The organism is Hankyongella ginsenosidimutans (genome assembly GCF_005144965.1).
Taxonomy (GTDB): Bacteria; Pseudomonadota; Alphaproteobacteria; order Sphingomonadales; family Sphingomonadaceae; genus Hankyongella; species Hankyongella ginsenosidimutans.
Genome location: NZ_CP039704.1, coordinates 1,120,687 through 1,136,746, shown reverse-complemented (window position 1 = coordinate 1,136,746; position 16,060 = coordinate 1,120,687). Strand labels below are relative to the sequence as shown.

Below are 16,060 nucleotides of genomic sequence, written 5' to 3'. Positions count from 1 at the left end.
CATGATTCGCAAATTTGCGGCTACGGCCGGCCTTCTCACCCTCGCTGCCTGTGGCGGCGGGAACGGCCTGGAAACCCTGAGTGGCGTTGGCCTCGGCTCGGGGCTCGACGGCTCGAACAGCGACACGCCGCCGAACCTTGTGACGCCGACCCAGGCGACAACGTTCTCGACCTACTCGGCGACCCAGTCGCTGACCCTCAATGACGACATTCTGGTGCCGACTGCCGTCCCCGGCAACCCGAACCCGCCGCTGAACGGGACCCCGATCGCCGGCAGCTCGCTCTATTCCGCCAACCAGCCGCTTGCGCTGTCGACCGATGTGCAGGTGCGTTACGATCCGCGCGACGCGACTTTCGACCTGACCATCAACACGGCCGGGCTGACGCATGAAGGGCGCTACCAGGATCCGGCGCACCGTACGAACGTTCCGGCCGACTGGGTGCCCCGTGTCAGTAACGCGCAATATTATGAGAGCGGCTCCGGGCGCATCGAGACCGGCAACCTCGATCAGACGAGCTATGTCCGGAATACCTTCTTCTTCGAGACGCCGGGCACGCGCACGCGTTACGTGACCTACGCTGGCTTCTATCGCCGCACCTACAACGCTGCGAACACGACCGACGCCAACAACACGCTGGTCAACCGCATCACGGACGAAAATCTGCGCGCGACGTTCGTGTACGGCTATACGACGTCGCGCGGCGACATCCCGACGACGGGCAGCGCCACCTACAACGGCGGATTCTTTGCCTGGGTCGTCGGCCAGCCGAACGACACCAACGCGAATTTCACGCTCGACAGCATCACCGGCACCTCGACCATCGGGGTCAATTTCGCATCCGGGGCGCTGACCACGCAGTTCGCCAGCGACGCCGCCTCGCCGGTCGGGTTCACGGCATCCGGCACCTCGAACATCAACCGCGACCTCGGCGGGTTCCGCGGCACGATCGATGCGGCGACCATCCGTGGCGTCCAGGCCAATATCATCGCCAGCAGCGTCGAGGGTAATTTCTTCGGGCCGAAAGCGGTCGAAATCGGCGGCGCGCTGCGCGTGGTCGGTGGCACGCCGGACGAGCGCGTCGACGTGCTCGGCAGCTTCACCGGCGTTCGCCCCGGCCAGTAAAACCGTTCGTGCGACTCCAGCGCAACTCACGGACCGTCCCGGCTCTGCTGTTAACCTTAATGGCCGCTCAGCCGGCATGGGCTGAAGACTCATGCCCTGCCGGCAACATCTGCATGACCGGCATGAAGGGGCGCGACGTGCTGCAAATGGTCGAGCAGCTGGTGCTGGACGGCCGCTACAATGATGCCAAGCCCTTGCTCGCGGCGCTGGCGCAGGACCCGACGCTGGATTTCGAACGGCGCTTCATGCTCGGCTATATCGCAGCGCAGGAAGGCGACAACAAATCCGCCATCAAACACTTCCGCGGGCTGCTGGTGGCGCGCCCGAACGAGCCGCGCGTGCGCCTGGAACTGGCGCGCGCCCTCTATCTCGATGGCCAGCCGCGTGCCGCCGACTATCACTTCCGTCTGGCGGAGGATGCCGATCTGCCGGAAGACATCCGCCAGACCGTGCGGACCATACGCCGCTCGATCCGGGCGAACAAAAGCTTCTATGGCACCTTCCGTCTCGGGATCGCGCCGGACACCAACGTCAATTCCGCGACCAGCGACCGGACGGTCGAGCTGTTCGGGCTGCCGTTCGTGCTCAGCGACGATGCCCGCCAGCGCACCGGGTTGGGGCAGACGGCATCCGTCCAGGCGGGCGGGCGGATTGCGCTGTCACCGACCTGGGCGATCAATGTCGATGCGCAGAGCCTCGCCACCAACTATCGCGGCACCGCCAACGACGACATCATCGCAGCGGTCTCGGCGGGTCCCAGCCTGACGCTTGGGCCATGGCGCGTCGGCGTCGCCGCCAGCACCACACAGCGCATTTACGGCGCGCGGCTGACCAGCCAGCTCTACGGGCCGCGCCTGACCCTGGAGCGGGTGTTCAGGATGGCGCGCAGGCCGGGGTCGAAGTGGCGGCGCGGCGGGTCGATAACCGCGTCTCGAACGATTACGACGGCTGGCAGTACACGGCAGCGGCGTCTTACGACCGGGTCATCGCCGGCAGCCTGCTGGTGAGCGGGGCCTGTTCGGCCGCTACGAGCCGGTGGCCTCCCGCGCGCTCAGCAGCACGGAGACCGGGGTCAGCCTCGGCATCGGCGGCGAGCTGCCCTGGGGGTCAACGCCGGGATTTCGGTCCAGGCATCACGGAGCTGGTTCGGCGCGACGCTCGATGCGTTCGGCGAGCGCCGCAAGGACTGGCGGATCGACGGGCGCATCTACGCCGGGCTGCGCAGCCTGCGCTGGTGGGGTTCTCGCCCGCACTCGAATACCGCTACACGCGGGTCGACTCGTCGATCCCGCTCTACGATTTCGACCGGCACCGCGTCGACCTGACCGTCGAGCGCTATTTCTGAGCGTCCAGGCTGTTGATGGCGTCCCGGCGGGCCGGGTAGCAGCCCAGAACCTTCATCCACTTGGAATGAAAGCGCAGCTCCTCCAGCGCCAGCATGACGCTGGGATCGCTGAGCCGTCCTTCGATCTCGCAGTAGAACTGCGCGACCTGGAAGCTGGCGCCGCTCAGATAGCTCTCCAGCTTGACGATGTTGACGCCGTTGGTGGCAAAGCCGCCCAGCGCCTTGAACAGGGCCGCAGGCACCGAGCGCGTCTCGAACAGCAGGCTGGAAATGGCGGGACCCGTGGCCGGCTCGGGCGCGGCCTCCCGGAGAGAACGATGAACCGGGTGGTGTTGTCCGGCTCGTCCTCAATGGCCGCTTTCAGGATTTCCAGCCCGTAGACGTCCGCCGCCAGTCTGGACGCAATGGCCGCGACGCCCGGCTGGCGCTCGCTGGCGACAAGCGCTGCGGCGCCGGCGGTATCGGCATATTGCACTGGCTGGATTCCCCAGCCGCGCAGGGTATTGCGGCACTGGCCGAGCGCTTGCGGGTGGCTGACCGCCTCCTTGATGTCCGCGAAACTCTGGCCGGCGGGTGCCAGCAGGCAGTGGCTGATCGGCATGAAATGCTCGCCGACGATGAACAGGCCGGCGTTCGGCAGCAGGAAGTGGATATCGGTAACCCGGCCATGCAGGCTGTTCTCGATCGGGATCACCGCGAAACGGGCAAGCCCTGTGCGCACGGCATCCAGCGCATCCTCGAAGGCGAAGCTCGGCAAGGCAGTGAAGTCCGGGAACAGCGCCTGAGTCGCCAGGTGCGAATACGCGCCCGGCGCCCCTGGAACGCCGCCGCGCGCTCCGGTGCGGCCTGCGCGGCGGCTTTGAGCGCTGCGACCCGGTCGCGCGCCATCGGCGGATAATTCTCCATGTCTGTCCCCTGGCCCTTCAGTACGGCCGAGCCTTAAACACCATCGCTCCCGGGCAGGCAATGCGCGCCGCTGCGTTCCGTGCGACGAACTGTGGCTTGCCTGACGTGAAGCGCGTCGCTAAGGCATCCCGCACATGGAATATTGTCGCGCTTTGCGCGCGCCCCGGGTTGCAAGGAGCTGCAGGTGGACAGTTTTGAGTGGAACAAGATCGCCGGTGCGGTGCTGACCGCCTTCATCGTCGTGATGGGCGTCTTCATCATTTCCGGCCATATCTACCAGCCCAAACCGCTTGAGGCGCGCGCCTTCCCGGAAATCGAAGGCGTGGAACAGACGGCGCAGGCCGCCGGCCCGGCCAAGGACTCCGGCCCGCCGCTGGCCGTGCTGCTGGCCTCGGCCTCGCCGGAAAAGGGCGCTGCGCAGTTCAAGAAGTGCGCGGCCTGCCACACCATCGAGAAGGGTGGCGCGAACAAGATCGGCCCGAACCTCTGGGGCATCGTCGGCAGCAAGCACGCCCACGCGCAGGGCTTCGCCTATTCGACGGCCCTTGCCGGCATGCAGGACAAGCCGTGGAGCTGGGAAGAGCTCGACATGTGGATCAAGTCGCCCAAGGGCTATGCGGCCGGCAACAAGATGTCGTTCGCCGGCCTGTCCAAGCCGGAAGACCGCGCGGCGATCCTGGTCTATCTGAACCAGAACAGCGATAGCCCGCTGGCGTTGCCAGCACCCCCGGCTGCGACGGCTGCCGCCCCTGCAGAAGCCCCGGCAACGGCTGAAGCGGCAGCTTCGGCCGAGCCTGCAAGGATGCGCCAGCCGAGGCTGCCGCGTCCAAATAACGCAGCAACCCAGCGGCCGGACGTAAATCCGATGCATGCAAACCCGGCGGGATCATCCTGCCGGGTTTTGCGCATTTTCATGCTATGTTAGACTGTACGTTGGTCATCATGCGCGCCTTGGCGGCAAGGCTTCTCCGTATCGCGTTGCGGCGCGGGTAACACACTGGCTCGCTTCGACGAATGTCGCGCACGGAATTTCTTGATCGACTGCGAGTCTTGGGTCAAGAAGGGTCAGTGTAGCTGACACATTTTCGCTCAGCTCGAACGTTTTATAATAACTTGGAGGTGGATTGTGGCAGTAATCGGAACGCAGTCTAAGCATGGGCTGGACATACTGGGCGTCGCTGCAACCGGCCGCCAGTTCTGGAATCTCGGCACGGCACCGCTGGTCGAGGAAGCCATTCGCCGCAACGAGGGCCTGCTTGCCAAGGACGGCCCGTTCGTTGTCGCCACCGGCAAGCATACCGGCCGCTCGGCTTCCGACAAATTCACCGTCAAGGATACGCTGACTGAAAATTCGGTCTGGTTCAACAACGGCAACAAGCCGATGTCGCCGGAGCATTTCGAGACGCTGGCTGCCGATTTCATGGCCCACCTCGGCGCGCGCGACCTGTTCGTGCAGGATCTCTACGGCGGCTCGCAGCCGGAACACCGGATCAACGTGCGCGTGATCACGGAATACGCCTGGCACTCGCTGTTCATCCGCACCCTGCTGGTGCGCCCGGAACTGGCGGAGCTTGCCGCCTACGCGCCGGAATACACCATCATCGACCTGCCGAGCTTCAAGGCGGACCCGGCGCGCCACGGTTGCCTGACCGAGACCGTGATCGCGCTGAATCTCACGCGCAAGCTGATCCTGATCGGCGGCACGGCCTATGCCGGCGAGATGAAAAGTCCGTGTTCTCGCTGCTGAACTACCTGCTGCCGGAGCGCGGCGTGATGCCGATGCACTGCTCGGCCAATATCGGCCCGAACGGCGACACCGCCGTGTTCTTCGGGCTGTCCGGCACCGGCAAGACCACCCTCTCCGCCGATGCCTCGCGCACCCTGATCGGCGATGACGAGCACGGCTGGTCGGACACCGCGGTGTTCAATTTCGAGGGCGGCTGCTACGCGAAGATGATCCGCCTGTCCGCCGAGGCCGAGCCGGAAATCTACGCCACCACCAAGCGCTTCGGTACGGTACTGGAGAATGTGGTCATCGATCCGGTGACCCGCGCGCTGGACCTCGACGACAATACCCTGGCCGAGAATTCGCGCGGCGCCTATCCGATCGACTTCATCCCGAATGCCTCCGCGAAGAATCTCGGGCCGGTGCCGCGCAACATCATCATGCTGACGGCGGATGCGTTCGGCGTCCTGCCGCCGATCGCGCGGTTGTCGCCGGACCAGGCGATGTATCACTTCCTGTCCGGCTACACCGCCAAGGTCGCCGGCACGGAAATCGGCGTCAAGGAGCCGCAGGCGACCTTCTCGACCTGCTTTGGCGCGCCGTTCATGCCGCGCCACCCGTCGATCTATGGCAACCTGCTCAAGGAGCGGATCGCCAAGGGCGGCGTGACCTGCTGGCTGGTCAACACCGGCTGGACCGGCGGCCCCTACGGCGTCGGCAGCCGGATGCCGATCAAGGTGACCCGGGCGTTGCTGAACGCCGCGCTCGACGGCTCGCTGAATGCGGCGCCGATGATGGTGGACCCGAATTTCGGGTTCGAGGTGCCGACCGCCGTTCCAGGCGTCGACAGCGCCATCCTGACGCCGCGCGGTACCTGGGCGGACGCCGCCGCTTACGATGCGCAGGCGGCCAAGCTGGTCAAGCTGTTCATCGACAACTTCGCCCAGTTCGAAGCCCATGTGGACGACAGCGTCCGACAGGCCGCCCCAAAGCCGCCTGAGCGCCATGCCGGGATCCGCGCCCGACCCGGCGCGGTTTCCTCGACGGTGGGCGCAACAGGTGACTTATGATGGACTTTGCTTGCCCGCATGCGCCGCGGTTGTTTGGCGACTGCACCGCGATTCGCGCCCTGGCGGGCGGATTGCTCGCTGCTACGTTGCCGCGCGCATCCTGGACCCACGAGGCGCACCTTGCCGCCACGCTTTGCCTGGTGATGGAGCGCCCGGATATCGACCTCGACGCCGAACTCGGCGGGATCATTCGCCGCTATAACGTCGCGGTCGGCGGCGAAAACACCGATACCGCCGGCTATCACGAAACGATCACGCGCTTTTACCTGGAGGCGCTGCGGCGTTTCGCAGCGGCAGCACCTGCCGGGGAGCGGCTGGTCGAGACCGTCAACCGGCTGCTGGCCAGCCCGATTGGTGATCGAAACTACCCTTTGCGCTACTATTCGCGCGAACGCCTGTTTTCCGTCGCGGCGCGCCGGGCCTGGCTCGCGCCCGACCTTCAGGAACTGGCTGTTTAGAGTCTGATGACTTTAGGTTGAACCACACGTCATCGCGAGGCTGCCCTGCAGCCGCGGCGATCCAGCGAACAAAGTTAAAGTCTCTGGATTGCCGCGTCGCCTTGCGGCTCCTCGCAATGACGATTCAACCTAAAGTCATCACGCTCGAGGAGACCTGTGCGCGGAATAAAAATCCTCCCCTTTAGGGGAGGTGTCCGTCTGAAAGACGGACGGTGGGGTGAAAATGCCAGGTATCCACCACCCTCCACCACCCTGCCGGGTGGTCCCCTCCCCGATGGGGAGGAAGCATCATTCGCGCACTGGCCTCCTGGGCCTGTCCGCTTCAGGCGGAGTCGTCATCAACACATACCAATTTGCATTGATTGGAACCCCGTCCCCATCCGGGAGGGGAATGAGTCAATCTTATCGCAGCTTGGTATCAGTTGACGCAGACGCCTTCCGGCACCGCGATCGCGTGCTGGGCGACACTTGCTAGCTCGCTATCGGAGATCGACACAACTTCCTGCGTGTTCTGCTCCATGCGCGTGCAGAAATCGGCCTGCGCCGCTTCTGCGCCGTAACTGTTGGCCAGTTGGGTCGTGTAGCTGTCGAAGGCCCGTTCGCCGCGCGCGCCGTACAGTCTCAGGAAACGCTTCTTCAGCACATCGTTGTGCTTGGTGATATCGGTGCGGAAACGGCGCACGAAGGTGTTGTAATTGGCCAGAATGCTCGACCCTTGCACGGTTCGGCACTGCAGGGCCGCCACCATCATCTTGGTCTGCAGCTCGCGAACCTGCGAGGACACCATCTCGGTTCTGGACCAGCAATCCCCGGTGGCTGCAGCCGCCGTGCCGGCATATGGGGTCATGGCCAGAAGCGTAACGGCGAGCGCCGCAAGCTTGAAGCACATTTTCTGTCTTGAGTAAGTCATCGTACCGCCGCCTTAATAATTATCGTTCTGACTTATGCCAGCAGTATAGCACGACAGAGTTAAGCTATTGTGTGCTTGTTGTTGGTTGTTCAACGTTTCGGCGCATTTTTAGCGAAGAATGTTTCAGGCATTGCCGGTTTCCGCCGTCATCAGGCGCGGATCGATGCCGATCGATGCGACGGCCGCCGCCCAGCGCTCCTCAAGCGGCATGTGAAACAGCACATCCGGCGTGGCGGGCGCGGTCAACCAGCCATGCTGGCCCAGTTCGCGCTCCAGCTGGCCCGGCGCCCAGCCGGAATAGCCAAGCGCGATGAGCGAGTCGTGCGGCCCGGCGCCTCGGCGATCGCACGCAGAATATCGACCGTGTGGGTCAGGCCGAGGGTCTCCGAGACGACCAACGTGCCTGGCGCGCGATAGTCGGTCGAGTGCAGCACGAACCCGCGCCCGGGCTCGACGGGGCCACCGGCGAGCACATCCTCCCCGGGGCGTCGTCATGCGAATATCGAGTTGCGACATGAGGTCGGGCAGTTTGAGCGATTGAAACCGCTTGTTGACGATGAGGCCCATCGCCCCTTCGGCGGAGTGCTGGCACATGTAGATCACGCTGCGTTCGAAGCGGCCATCGCCGATGCCGGGCATCGCGAGCAGAAGCTGGCCGCTGAGCGAGGGGTAATCGATCATGGTGCTAAAATGCTGGGTTGGCGCGGTCGGCGCAAGCCCGCATTGGTCTGATCGACCGGGAAAACCGTTCCTGCCCGCTCGCCCCTCGACGCTCGGAAGCGAACCGGTTAAAGCATCTCGCAGCGCGCTTTCCCCTGGCGCGACAGCTGTCCCTGTCCAGAAAGGTATACCCATGACGATTGCAGTTGGTGACAAGATTCCCGCCGCGACCCTGATGCGCATGGTTGATGGCGCGCCAAGCCCGATCACGACTGAAGAACTGTTCAGTGGCAAGACCGTCGTGATGTTCGCTCTGCCGGGCGCCTTCACGCCGACCTGCTCGGCCAAGCACCTGCCGGGCTTCGTGCAGATGGCCGATGCCATCAAGGACAAGGGTGTCGACTCGATCGTGTGCATGTCGGTCAACGACGTGTTCGTGATGAACGCCTGGGGCAAGGACCAGCACGTGGACGACAAGGTGGTCCTCGTTGCCGACGGCAACGCCGATTTCACCAAGCGCCTCGGCCTGGAGCTGGACGCCACCAAGTTCGGCATGGGCCTGCGCAGCCAGCGCTTCGCACTCGTCGCCAAGGACGGGACTGTCACGCAGTTGCACATCGAGCAGCCGGGCGAGTTCCGCGTGTCGTCCGCGGACCATGTGCTCGCCAGCCTGTAGCAGTCTGTTGAAAAGTCGCGGAGATACAGCCCCGCTTCGTCATTCCGGCCCCTAACGGGGATAAACTCCGGCCGGAATCCATGTGCGCATATATACACAATGAATACAAGGCGTTAGCCATGGACCCCGGCCTTCGCCGGGGTGACGGCCATAGGGTTGGAGTCTGAGAAACCAGTTTTTCAGCGGCTTGTTAGAGCGGTTTTGATCTGATAGAATCAGATCGCCGCTCTATACTTTTGTTTTACCGCGATTTCTTAACCATCGGATGACTCCATCCGATTGGAAATCGCTCTAACCTCAACCGACCAGACTCTGGGTTTCCGGGTGGCGCAGGGTGTGCCATCCCTTGATGATGCTGTGGCGCACCAGCAGCGGCACCGGCATCTTGATCAGATGCGCGCGGGCCAGCAGCGCCGTCTGCGTCGCGCGGGCATTCAAGCCGCGCTGTCCGGCCGACGTCAGCCGTGCCTCGACTAGTGCCGCAAGCGGGTCGCCTGCAACGGGAGCCAGGCACGGCGTGCCGAGGTACTTCGCGCAGGCCCGCAGCGCGCGTGCGAGCGGACGCTGCAGGCGATGGCGCTCGGCGCGGCGCTCCAGCCGCGCCCGGCTCGCGGCATCATCGGACGGGAGCGCACGCAGCAGCCGGTCCAAGTCCCAGAGTCCGCGCACCAGCGCTTCCATCGCGCCGTCTGCGAACAGGTGCGCTGCGCTGTGGAGGATCAGATCCTCGAGGCAGGGCAGGCGATAGCCATAGAGGCCCTCGCGGCTGTCCGCGACCACGGCCTCGATGTCGATCCGCGCACCACTGACCGGCGGCAGCCAGGTGTGATGGACGTCCAGCTCGCCGCCGCGCACGGCGTGGCTCATGGGCGGCAGCTCGTGCATCCAGGCGCGGTAATAATGCTGGTCGTAGGCGTCGGTCTTGGCGAAGCGCCATCCCGCAGCGAGCAGCCGCTGCTCCACGGCATCGAGCGCGGCGCGCGGCGTCAGGATGTCGAGGTCGCCGGGATCGCGCCCCTGCGCGGCATCGAGCCCGCCCAGCAGATAGGCCGTGCCTTTCAGCAGCAGGACCGGCGCTCCAGTCCCGCCAGATCCCGGGCGACGCGGCGCGCCTGCCAATCCGCCTCCCGATGGCGATGCGCGACCACCGTCAGGGCGTCCTCCAGGGCCAGCCGGACCGGGTGCGGCACTATATGCCCGCCGCCGATGACCCGCTGCGCGAGGATGCCCAGAACCCGTTCGCGCCGGGCAAGGCCAAGCATGGCGGCCCAGGCCGTGCCGCTCAGATCGCGCAACCGTGCCGGCGTCGCGAGGCCCGCGAGCAGAAGCCGCCCGTCAACCCGCATCGGCACTCTCCCGCCACACCCGGTCGACGAGAGCGCGCGCGCTCGCAAGATCCGGGTAGGCGATGGCGAACACCGGCTTGTGGCTCAGCGCCCACAGCGACTCGAAAGCCGCCTCGCCCAGAACCGTGGCGTTGGTCGAGGACGCGGAAAGGCGCACAAAGCATTCCGAGGCGGTCAGGCGTTCCAGCGTCGGCTCCGCACCCGGATCATATTGCGGGAAGACGATGGCGCGCGCGCGCCGGCTGCCGCATGCCGGTGATCGCATCCACAGGCGGGCGCATGTAGCATAGCGTGCCCTTGGGCGTACCGGGGTAACGCCGGGTGAAACGGTCGGCCGGCGCCAGGGTCTGCAGCAGGTCGATCGAGCGGTTCTTCAGCGAGACCGGGCGCGGGCAGGGCCAGACCGTATCGCCGCCGGGTTCGACAAGCCCGAATTCGTCGCTGAGCAGCCGCCAGCCGTCCAGCGCCAGTGCCGCGGCCAGCGTGCTCTTGCCCGACCCTGAGTCGGCAGAGAACAGGATGGCCGCGCCGTCGCGCGCGACACCGGATGCATGCAGCAGCAGCAAGCGGTTCAGGCCCATGGCGATGTGATAGTTCATCCCCATTTCCGCCGCGACGATCGCCAGATGCGCCGGCAGCGGCGTGAAGGGGATCGGGGCGTCGCTTTCCACCGTGATCTGCTGGCCCAGCCAGCCGCGCCAGCTGTGCGTGTAGCGTACGGCGAGGCGGCAGTCGGCGAAGCCGGCAAAATCAGGCTTCGGGTAATCCTGGTAGAGCGCGGCGGCCTCCCGCGCGATGGCGTGGCTGGGCAGGGTCACCTGAAACGCCAGCGGCCCGATCTGGAGTGCTATGCTCATCTCTTTCAGAAGCGCCCGGGAGGTTTGTTCGCCAGCCCCAGATCGTACAGCGCCTCCAGCTGCCGGGCTATGCCCTCCAGCAGGTCGTCTGCGGTTTCCATCTCGTAGTGCGCCTGCAGGCGCTCCAGGGCTGTCCGGGCGTCTGCCGGGCTGTCGCGCAGGCAATCGAGCAGCGCGATGGCTTCTGGCGCCAGGATATGGGTCTCGCCGGAAACACGGTCGAACAGGACGGTGAGGCCATCGGCCTCGCGGCGCAGGAAACGGTCAGGTTCGGGCGGATGATGATAGACGGGTTCCGCCATCTGCAACCGACGGCCGGAGCTCAGATGCCGAAGCGCTGCGACTGGTCGAAGTTGATCGAGGTGACGCAGGATTGCCCCTTACCCGGCGAGGAAAACCGGGCGATGTAGTTCAGGTGCGCGCTCTGGTTGGCCGGGCGGCCGCCGTTGTTCGCCATCTGCAGAACCTGCTGGCCATAGTAGCCGTTGGTTGCGCCGCCGGGAGGGGCGATGGCGGGTTGTAAGGACCGCCATTGGCTTTGACATTGAACGACGGATTCTTGCGCACCTGACCGGGGAGGTATTTCGGGTTGCCGGCCCCATCAACGATCTGCGGCACCGGCACGAAGCAGTTGGAGACGGAATTGACGACCTGCGTCGCGTGCGCGGCGCGCACGGTCAAAACCAGCGGCGCAGCAGCAACGCCGAAGCGCAGAAGCTGCCGACGCGAGGGCGATGCCGCAGCATCCTGCGCCTGCGTGTTCTGCGACTTGTCCGCGTGATCCGTCATCGTTGATGCACCTTGTTCCCTCGGTTGCAGCCCCTGTCTACATCAGGGCGGGACCACGGTGCAACCGCACCCCGTATGTGCCACAACCTGCTTACCAACAGCAACTTTTATACCAATATTCTAACAAATTGATGACACAGGTTTTACGCCTTGCTCACCTGGGCGGCCGGGCCTGTTTGTAAAGCCTGCCGACAGAAACAAGGCGACGGCTGTGGCGCGCGGTGAGGACTCCCATGTCCCTCACATTGCGCTCGCTGGCCGAAGGCCAACTGCTACGGCCGGGAGATTCACCGTGTCACGCGCGCCGCCGTCCCCATAGCAGGTTGCCCTCCAGTTTACAGCCATTCTGTAGCATTGCCGGCGCCGCCATTTTATTGCCTGGTGCCGGGTAGTGGGTCATTTTGAAACTTTGCCGCTTACCCTGAGCTGGACGAAGGGTTGAGCGGCTCGTGGTTCTGTCCAAGCTCACCACGCGCGGTCTATTCAAAATGACCCACTACCTAGCACCGCTCTAGGATTTATTCATATTTCTCTCGTTGGTAATATATGTGCAAAACTCGTGTCATTTAATGGCGTGTCACAGCGTGAGTCGAATCGGCGAGTCCTGCCTGCGCGTGACTTGCGATATGGCGTTTGCAGAGACTGCGCCAGACCATGATCGTTTCGGATTGAGTCCCATTCACACCATCGGTTGAAGCAATCATGCTTCTATCCATCCCGATCAGGCTCTATGGTGCGGCCCATGAAGGATCTGTTCGCGCATGTGCCGCAGCGGCGTGCCATCATCGACCGGCGCGCCGTCGGCGACCGGATCGCCCGCGCGATCGCCGACGCTGACGACACAGGGGCGGCGCGGGCGGCGACCGTCGCCGTCCTGCGCGAGGCGCTGGCCGCTGGCCGCGCCGTCATGGCGGAGCGCCTGAGCCACGGCCGGCAGCATGGCCGCCAACTGGGCGGCGGCTACGCCTTCCTCATGGAGCAGGTGGTGCGGCTGCTGTTCGACGCTGCAACCACCAAGCTCTACCCCACCGCCAGCCGGACCCAAGGCGAGCGGCTGACCCTGCTTTCGGTCGGCGGCTTCGGGCGTGGCGAGATGGCGCTGCACTCCGACGTCGACATCATGTTCCTCACGCCGTTCAAACAGACGGCCTGGTGCGAACAGGTGATCGAGACCGTGCTCTATTCCCTGTGGGACCTGCGCCTGAAGGTCGGCCATTCCAGCCGCTCGGTCGACGAGATGGTCGCCGCCTGCCGCGAGGACCTGACGATCGCGACTGCCGTGCTTGAGGGGCGCTACCTGGCCGGCGACGTCGACCTCTACAAGCAGGCGGCGCGCGCCTATTACGACCAGGTAGTGACAGGCCGGGAGCACCAGTTCATCGCGGACAAGCTGGCCGAGCGCGACGCCCGGCACAAGCGCATGGGCGACAGCCGCTACGTCGTGGAGCCGAACCTCAAGGAAGGGATCGGCGGCCTGCGCGATCTGCACACCCTGTTCTGGATCGGAAAGTTCATACACCGGGTCGACGATGTCGCCGATCTGGTGCGGGTCGGGCTGTTCACGCCATCCGAGCTGCGCCTGTTCCAGCGGGCCGAAGGGTTCCTCTGGGCGCTGCGCTGCCACCTGCATGCACTGACCAACCGGCCGGAGGAGCGGCTGACCTTCGACGTGCAGCGCGAACTGGCCGAGCGGCTGCAGTACCGCGACCGGGTCGGCGTGGCCGCTGTCGAGCGGTTCATGAAACATTATTTCTGGACCGCCAAGCAGGTCGGCGACCTGACCGCGGTGTTCCTGGCCCACATCCAGGACACCAGCCGCAAGAAGCCGCTGATCAAGCTCCCGAGTCTCAAGCGCCGGCCGCGCAACCTCGAAGGCTTCGTGCTGCAGTCGAACCGGCTGGCGATCCCGCAGGCGGATTATTTCCGCCAGGACCCGCGGCGCCTGCTGAAGCTGTTCCAGATCGCCGACCGCCACGGCCTGGAAATCCATCCCACCACCATGCGCCAGGCCAACCAGGACGCCGGGTGCATCACTGCTGCCTTGCGCGACGATCCGGCGGCGAACGCGGTGTTTCTCGACGTGCTGACATCGCCCCGCGCCGGAGTCGACTCTGCGGCTGATGAACGAGGCCGGCGTATTCGGGCGCTTCGTGCCGGACTTCGGCCGCGTGGTCGCGCAGATGCAGTATGACATGTATCACCACTACACGGTGGACGAGCATACGATCCGCGCCATCGGGCTGCTGTCGCGCATCGAGAAGGGCGAACTGACGGGCGACCACCCGCTTTCGAGCGAACTGATGCCGAAAATCCACTCGCGCCGTGTGCTCTATGTCGCGGTGCTGCTGCACGACATCGCCAAGGGCCGTCGCGGCGACCATTCGATCCTCGGTGCCGAAGTCGCCGAAAAGCTCTGTCCGCGCCTGGGCTTGACGCCGGAGGAGACGGAGACGGTGGCCTGGCTGGTTCGCCACCACCTGCTGATGTCGGCGACCGCGTTCAAGCGCGACCTGTCCGATTTCAAGACCGTGCTCGACTTTGCGACGGAAGTGCAGAGCCCGGAACGGCTGAAACTGCTGCTGATCCTGACCGTCGTCGATATTCGCGCGGTCGGGCCTGGTACCTGGAACGGCTGGAAGGGGCAGCTGCTGCGCCAGCTTTACGAGACGACCGAGGAAGTCCTGCTGCTTGGCCATGCCGCGCGCGGCCGCCGGGAGCGGATCGAGGTCAAGCAGCAGCGCATGGGCGAACAGCTCGGCTGGCCGCAGGAGGACTTCGAACGCCACTGCAACCAGTTCTTCGACGCCTACTGGGTCGCCGAACCGCAGGACGTGCTGTATCTCAACGCGGAGCAAATGCGCATCGCGGAGATGACCGGCCAGGCGCTCTCGGTCGCGACGGTGATCGACATGGACTCCGGTGCCACCTTGATATCGGTCTATGCCGCCGATCATCCGGGGCTGTTCTTCCGGCTGGCGGGAGCGATTTCACTGGCGGGCGCCAATATCGTCGGCGCGCGCATTCACACCACCCGGCAGGGCATGGCGCTCGACAATGTGGTGATCCAGTGCCCGACCGGGGAACTGTTCGATGAGCCGGAGCGGCTGGAGCGCCTGCGCGAAACGATCAAGCAGTCGATTGCGGGCCGCATCAAGCTGCACGACCGGCTGGCCGGCAAACTGCCGGTGCGCCCCGGGCCAGCGTGTTCAAGGTCGAGCCGCGCGTGCTGATCGACAACAAGGCGTCCAATCGCTTCACCGTCGTCGAGGTGAACGCCGCCGACCGCCCGGCCCTGCTGTTCGCGCTGACCTATGCGCTGTATCAGGCCAAGGTGACCGTTCACTCCGCCCATGTCGCGACCTACGGCGAGCGGGCGATCGACGTGTTCTACATCACGGACCTCACCAACGAGAAGATCGTCAACGCCAACCGCCTGCGCAGCCTGGAACGCCGTTCGCTCGCCGCCCTCAAGGGCGAGACTGGCACCGAGGACGAGGCAGAGCCGCTTTCGACCTACCTCGACTCCATGACTGAAGTGGCCTGACGCCTTGCACGGCATCGATCCGGCGGCCCAGGCGATTCTCGTCCGCAACGCTCCGCGCTGGCGCGGGCGGCGGGTCGGCCTGCTCGGCGGCTCGTTCAATCCGGCGCACGCCGGGCATGTCCACATCAGCGTACAGGCGCTGGCACGGCTGGGGCTGGATGCGGTGTGGTGGCTGGTCTCGCCGCAGAACCCGCTCAAGGCCCGTGCCGGCATGGCACCCATCGATGCCCGGCTGGCGGCAGCGCGTGCCGCCGAGCGCCATCCCCGGATCGTACCGACCACGATCGAGACCGACCTGCAGACCGCCTACACTGCGGACACCCTGCAGGCGCTGAAGCGGCTGCACCCAAACACGCAGTTCATCTGGCTGATGGGTGAGGACAACCTGCTGGGATTCCATCGCTGGGATCGCTGGGCCGACATCCTACGCATGGTGCCGATTGCCGTTTTCGCCCGTCCGGGTTATCATGAGCACCGCTGGACGGCTCCAGCCCTGTCCCGGTTGCGGCGCTTCATGCACCGCCAGGCAACCGCCAGGGGCTGGCCGGACTGGTCTTTGCCGGCGCTGGTGCTGCTGGATCACCCCTGCACAGCGCGTCGGCGACGGCTATTCGCCAGCGCGAACCGGATTGGGCGGCGGCGTTCAGCGG

Annotated in this window: 14 protein-coding genes and 5 pseudogenes; 9 read left to right on the top strand and 10 right to left on the bottom strand. The window is 65.2% G+C overall.

Going from position 1 to position 16,060, the window contains the following annotated elements; all coding sequences use genetic code 11:
* Position 1: 1 nt before the first annotated feature.
* The 3 genes from E6W36_RS06565 (at position 2) to E6W36_RS06555 (ending at position 2,468) form a co-directional block, all read left to right on the top strand.
* Entirely contained in the window at positions 2–1,123 is a 1,122-nt protein-coding gene (locus E6W36_RS06565) for a transferrin-binding protein-like solute binding protein (RefSeq protein ID WP_222874129.1), read from the top strand.
* Between the two features lie 113 nt (positions 1,124–1,236).
* On the top strand, positions 1,237–2,130 hold the full coding sequence (locus E6W36_RS06560; RefSeq protein WP_222874128.1) for a tetratricopeptide repeat protein: 894 nt from the start codon (positions 1,237–1,239) through the stop codon (positions 2,128–2,130).
* Positions 2,025–2,468 carry a hypothetical protein gene (locus E6W36_RS06555; protein WP_222874127.1) on the top strand — a complete coding sequence of 148 codons (444 nt, stop codon included), beginning with the start codon at positions 2,025–2,027 and terminating at the stop codon, positions 2,466–2,468. The genes E6W36_RS06560 and E6W36_RS06555 overlap by 106 nt, the downstream gene beginning before the upstream one ends.
* On the opposite strand, the pseudogene E6W36_RS06550 reads toward E6W36_RS06555, so the two are convergent.
* Positions 2,459–3,374 (bottom strand): annotated as a pseudogene (locus E6W36_RS06550) (prephenate dehydratase). The gene E6W36_RS06555 and the pseudogene E6W36_RS06550 overlap by 10 nt on opposite strands.
* 184 nt (positions 3,375–3,558) lie before the next feature.
* On the opposite strand from E6W36_RS06550, the gene E6W36_RS06545 reads away from it, so the two are divergent.
* From E6W36_RS06545 to E6W36_RS06535, 3 genes and pseudogenes are all read left to right on the top strand, one after another.
* Positions 3,559–4,299 carry a c-type cytochrome gene (locus tag E6W36_RS06545; protein WP_246048200.1) on the top strand — a complete coding sequence of 247 codons (741 nt, stop codon included), beginning with the start codon at positions 3,559–3,561 and terminating at the stop codon, positions 4,297–4,299.
* A gap of 210 nt (positions 4,300–4,509) precedes the next feature.
* Positions 4,510–6,170 (top strand): annotated as a pseudogene (locus E6W36_RS06540) (phosphoenolpyruvate carboxykinase).
* Complete coding sequence (locus E6W36_RS06535) at positions 6,167–6,628, top strand: hypothetical protein (RefSeq protein ID WP_246048199.1); 462 nt, start codon at positions 6,167–6,169, stop codon at positions 6,626–6,628. The pseudogene E6W36_RS06540 and the gene E6W36_RS06535 overlap by 4 nt, the downstream one beginning before the upstream one ends.
* Before the next feature lie 418 nt (positions 6,629–7,046).
* Here the strand turns inward: E6W36_RS06535 and E6W36_RS06530 are convergent, their stop codons facing one another.
* Together E6W36_RS06530 and E6W36_RS06525 are read right to left on the bottom strand one after the other, a co-directional pair.
* Positions 7,047–7,517 carry a hypothetical protein gene (locus E6W36_RS06530; RefSeq protein WP_222874126.1) on the bottom strand — a complete coding sequence of 157 codons (471 nt, stop codon included), beginning with the start codon at positions 7,515–7,517 and terminating at the stop codon, positions 7,047–7,049.
* Positions 7,518–7,661: 144 nt separating this feature from the next.
* Positions 7,662–8,216 (bottom strand): annotated as a pseudogene (locus E6W36_RS06525) (YqgE/AlgH family protein).
* Positions 8,217–8,391: 175 nt separating this feature from the next.
* Between E6W36_RS06525 and E6W36_RS06520 the strand changes: the two are divergent.
* Positions 8,392–8,874, top strand: coding sequence for a peroxiredoxin (locus E6W36_RS06520; RefSeq protein WP_222874125.1), 483 nt, complete (start codon positions 8,392–8,394; stop codon positions 8,872–8,874).
* A gap of 297 nt (positions 8,875–9,171) precedes the next feature.
* Here the strand turns inward: E6W36_RS06520 and E6W36_RS06515 are convergent, their stop codons facing one another.
* The 7 genes from E6W36_RS06515 to E6W36_RS06490 are packed head-to-tail and all read right to left on the bottom strand — an operon-like array spanning position 9,172 to position 11,866.
* Positions 9,172–9,993, bottom strand: a complete 822-nt coding sequence (locus tag E6W36_RS06515; protein ID WP_222874124.1) for a nucleotidyltransferase family protein — start codon at positions 9,991–9,993, stop codon at positions 9,172–9,174.
* Positions 9,933–10,220 (bottom strand): nucleotidyltransferase family protein, encoded by a 288-nt coding sequence (locus E6W36_RS06510; protein ID WP_222874123.1) that lies wholly within the window; start codon positions 10,218–10,220, stop codon positions 9,933–9,935. The genes E6W36_RS06515 and E6W36_RS06510 overlap by 61 nt, the downstream gene beginning before the upstream one ends.
* Positions 10,210–10,377 carry a hypothetical protein gene (locus E6W36_RS06505; protein WP_222874122.1) on the bottom strand — a complete coding sequence of 56 codons (168 nt, stop codon included), beginning with the start codon at positions 10,375–10,377 and terminating at the stop codon, positions 10,210–10,212. The genes E6W36_RS06510 and E6W36_RS06505 overlap by 11 nt, the downstream gene beginning before the upstream one ends.
* A 49-nt stretch (positions 10,378–10,426) precedes the next feature.
* Positions 10,427–11,077, bottom strand: a complete 651-nt coding sequence (locus tag E6W36_RS06500; RefSeq protein ID WP_222874121.1) for an HprK-related kinase A — start codon at positions 11,075–11,077, stop codon at positions 10,427–10,429.
* Between the two features lie 5 nt (positions 11,078–11,082).
* Positions 11,083–11,379 carry an HPr-rel-A system PqqD family peptide chaperone gene (locus E6W36_RS06495; protein ID WP_222874120.1) on the bottom strand — a complete coding sequence of 99 codons (297 nt, stop codon included), beginning with the start codon at positions 11,377–11,379 and terminating at the stop codon, positions 11,083–11,085.
* A gap of 20 nt (positions 11,380–11,399) precedes the next feature.
* Positions 11,400–11,534 (bottom strand): hypothetical protein, encoded by a 135-nt coding sequence (locus tag E6W36_RS20490; protein WP_281277476.1) that lies wholly within the window; start codon positions 11,532–11,534, stop codon positions 11,400–11,402.
* Positions 11,489–11,866 (bottom strand): hypothetical protein, encoded by a 378-nt coding sequence (locus tag E6W36_RS06490; RefSeq protein WP_222874119.1) that lies wholly within the window; start codon positions 11,864–11,866, stop codon positions 11,489–11,491. Before E6W36_RS06490 ends, E6W36_RS20490 begins: the two co-directional genes overlap by 46 nt.
* Before the next feature lie 742 nt (positions 11,867–12,608).
* On the opposite strand from E6W36_RS06490, the pseudogene E6W36_RS06485 reads away from it, so the two are divergent.
* Both E6W36_RS06485 and E6W36_RS06480 read left to right on the top strand, forming a co-directional pair.
* Positions 12,609–15,410, top strand: a pseudogene (locus E6W36_RS06485) ([protein-PII] uridylyltransferase).
* Between the two features lie 4 nt (positions 15,411–15,414).
* Positions 15,415–15,945, top strand: a pseudogene (locus tag E6W36_RS06480) (nicotinate-nucleotide adenylyltransferase); the annotation flags it as partial.
* Between the last annotated feature and the right edge of the window lie 115 nt (positions 15,946–16,060).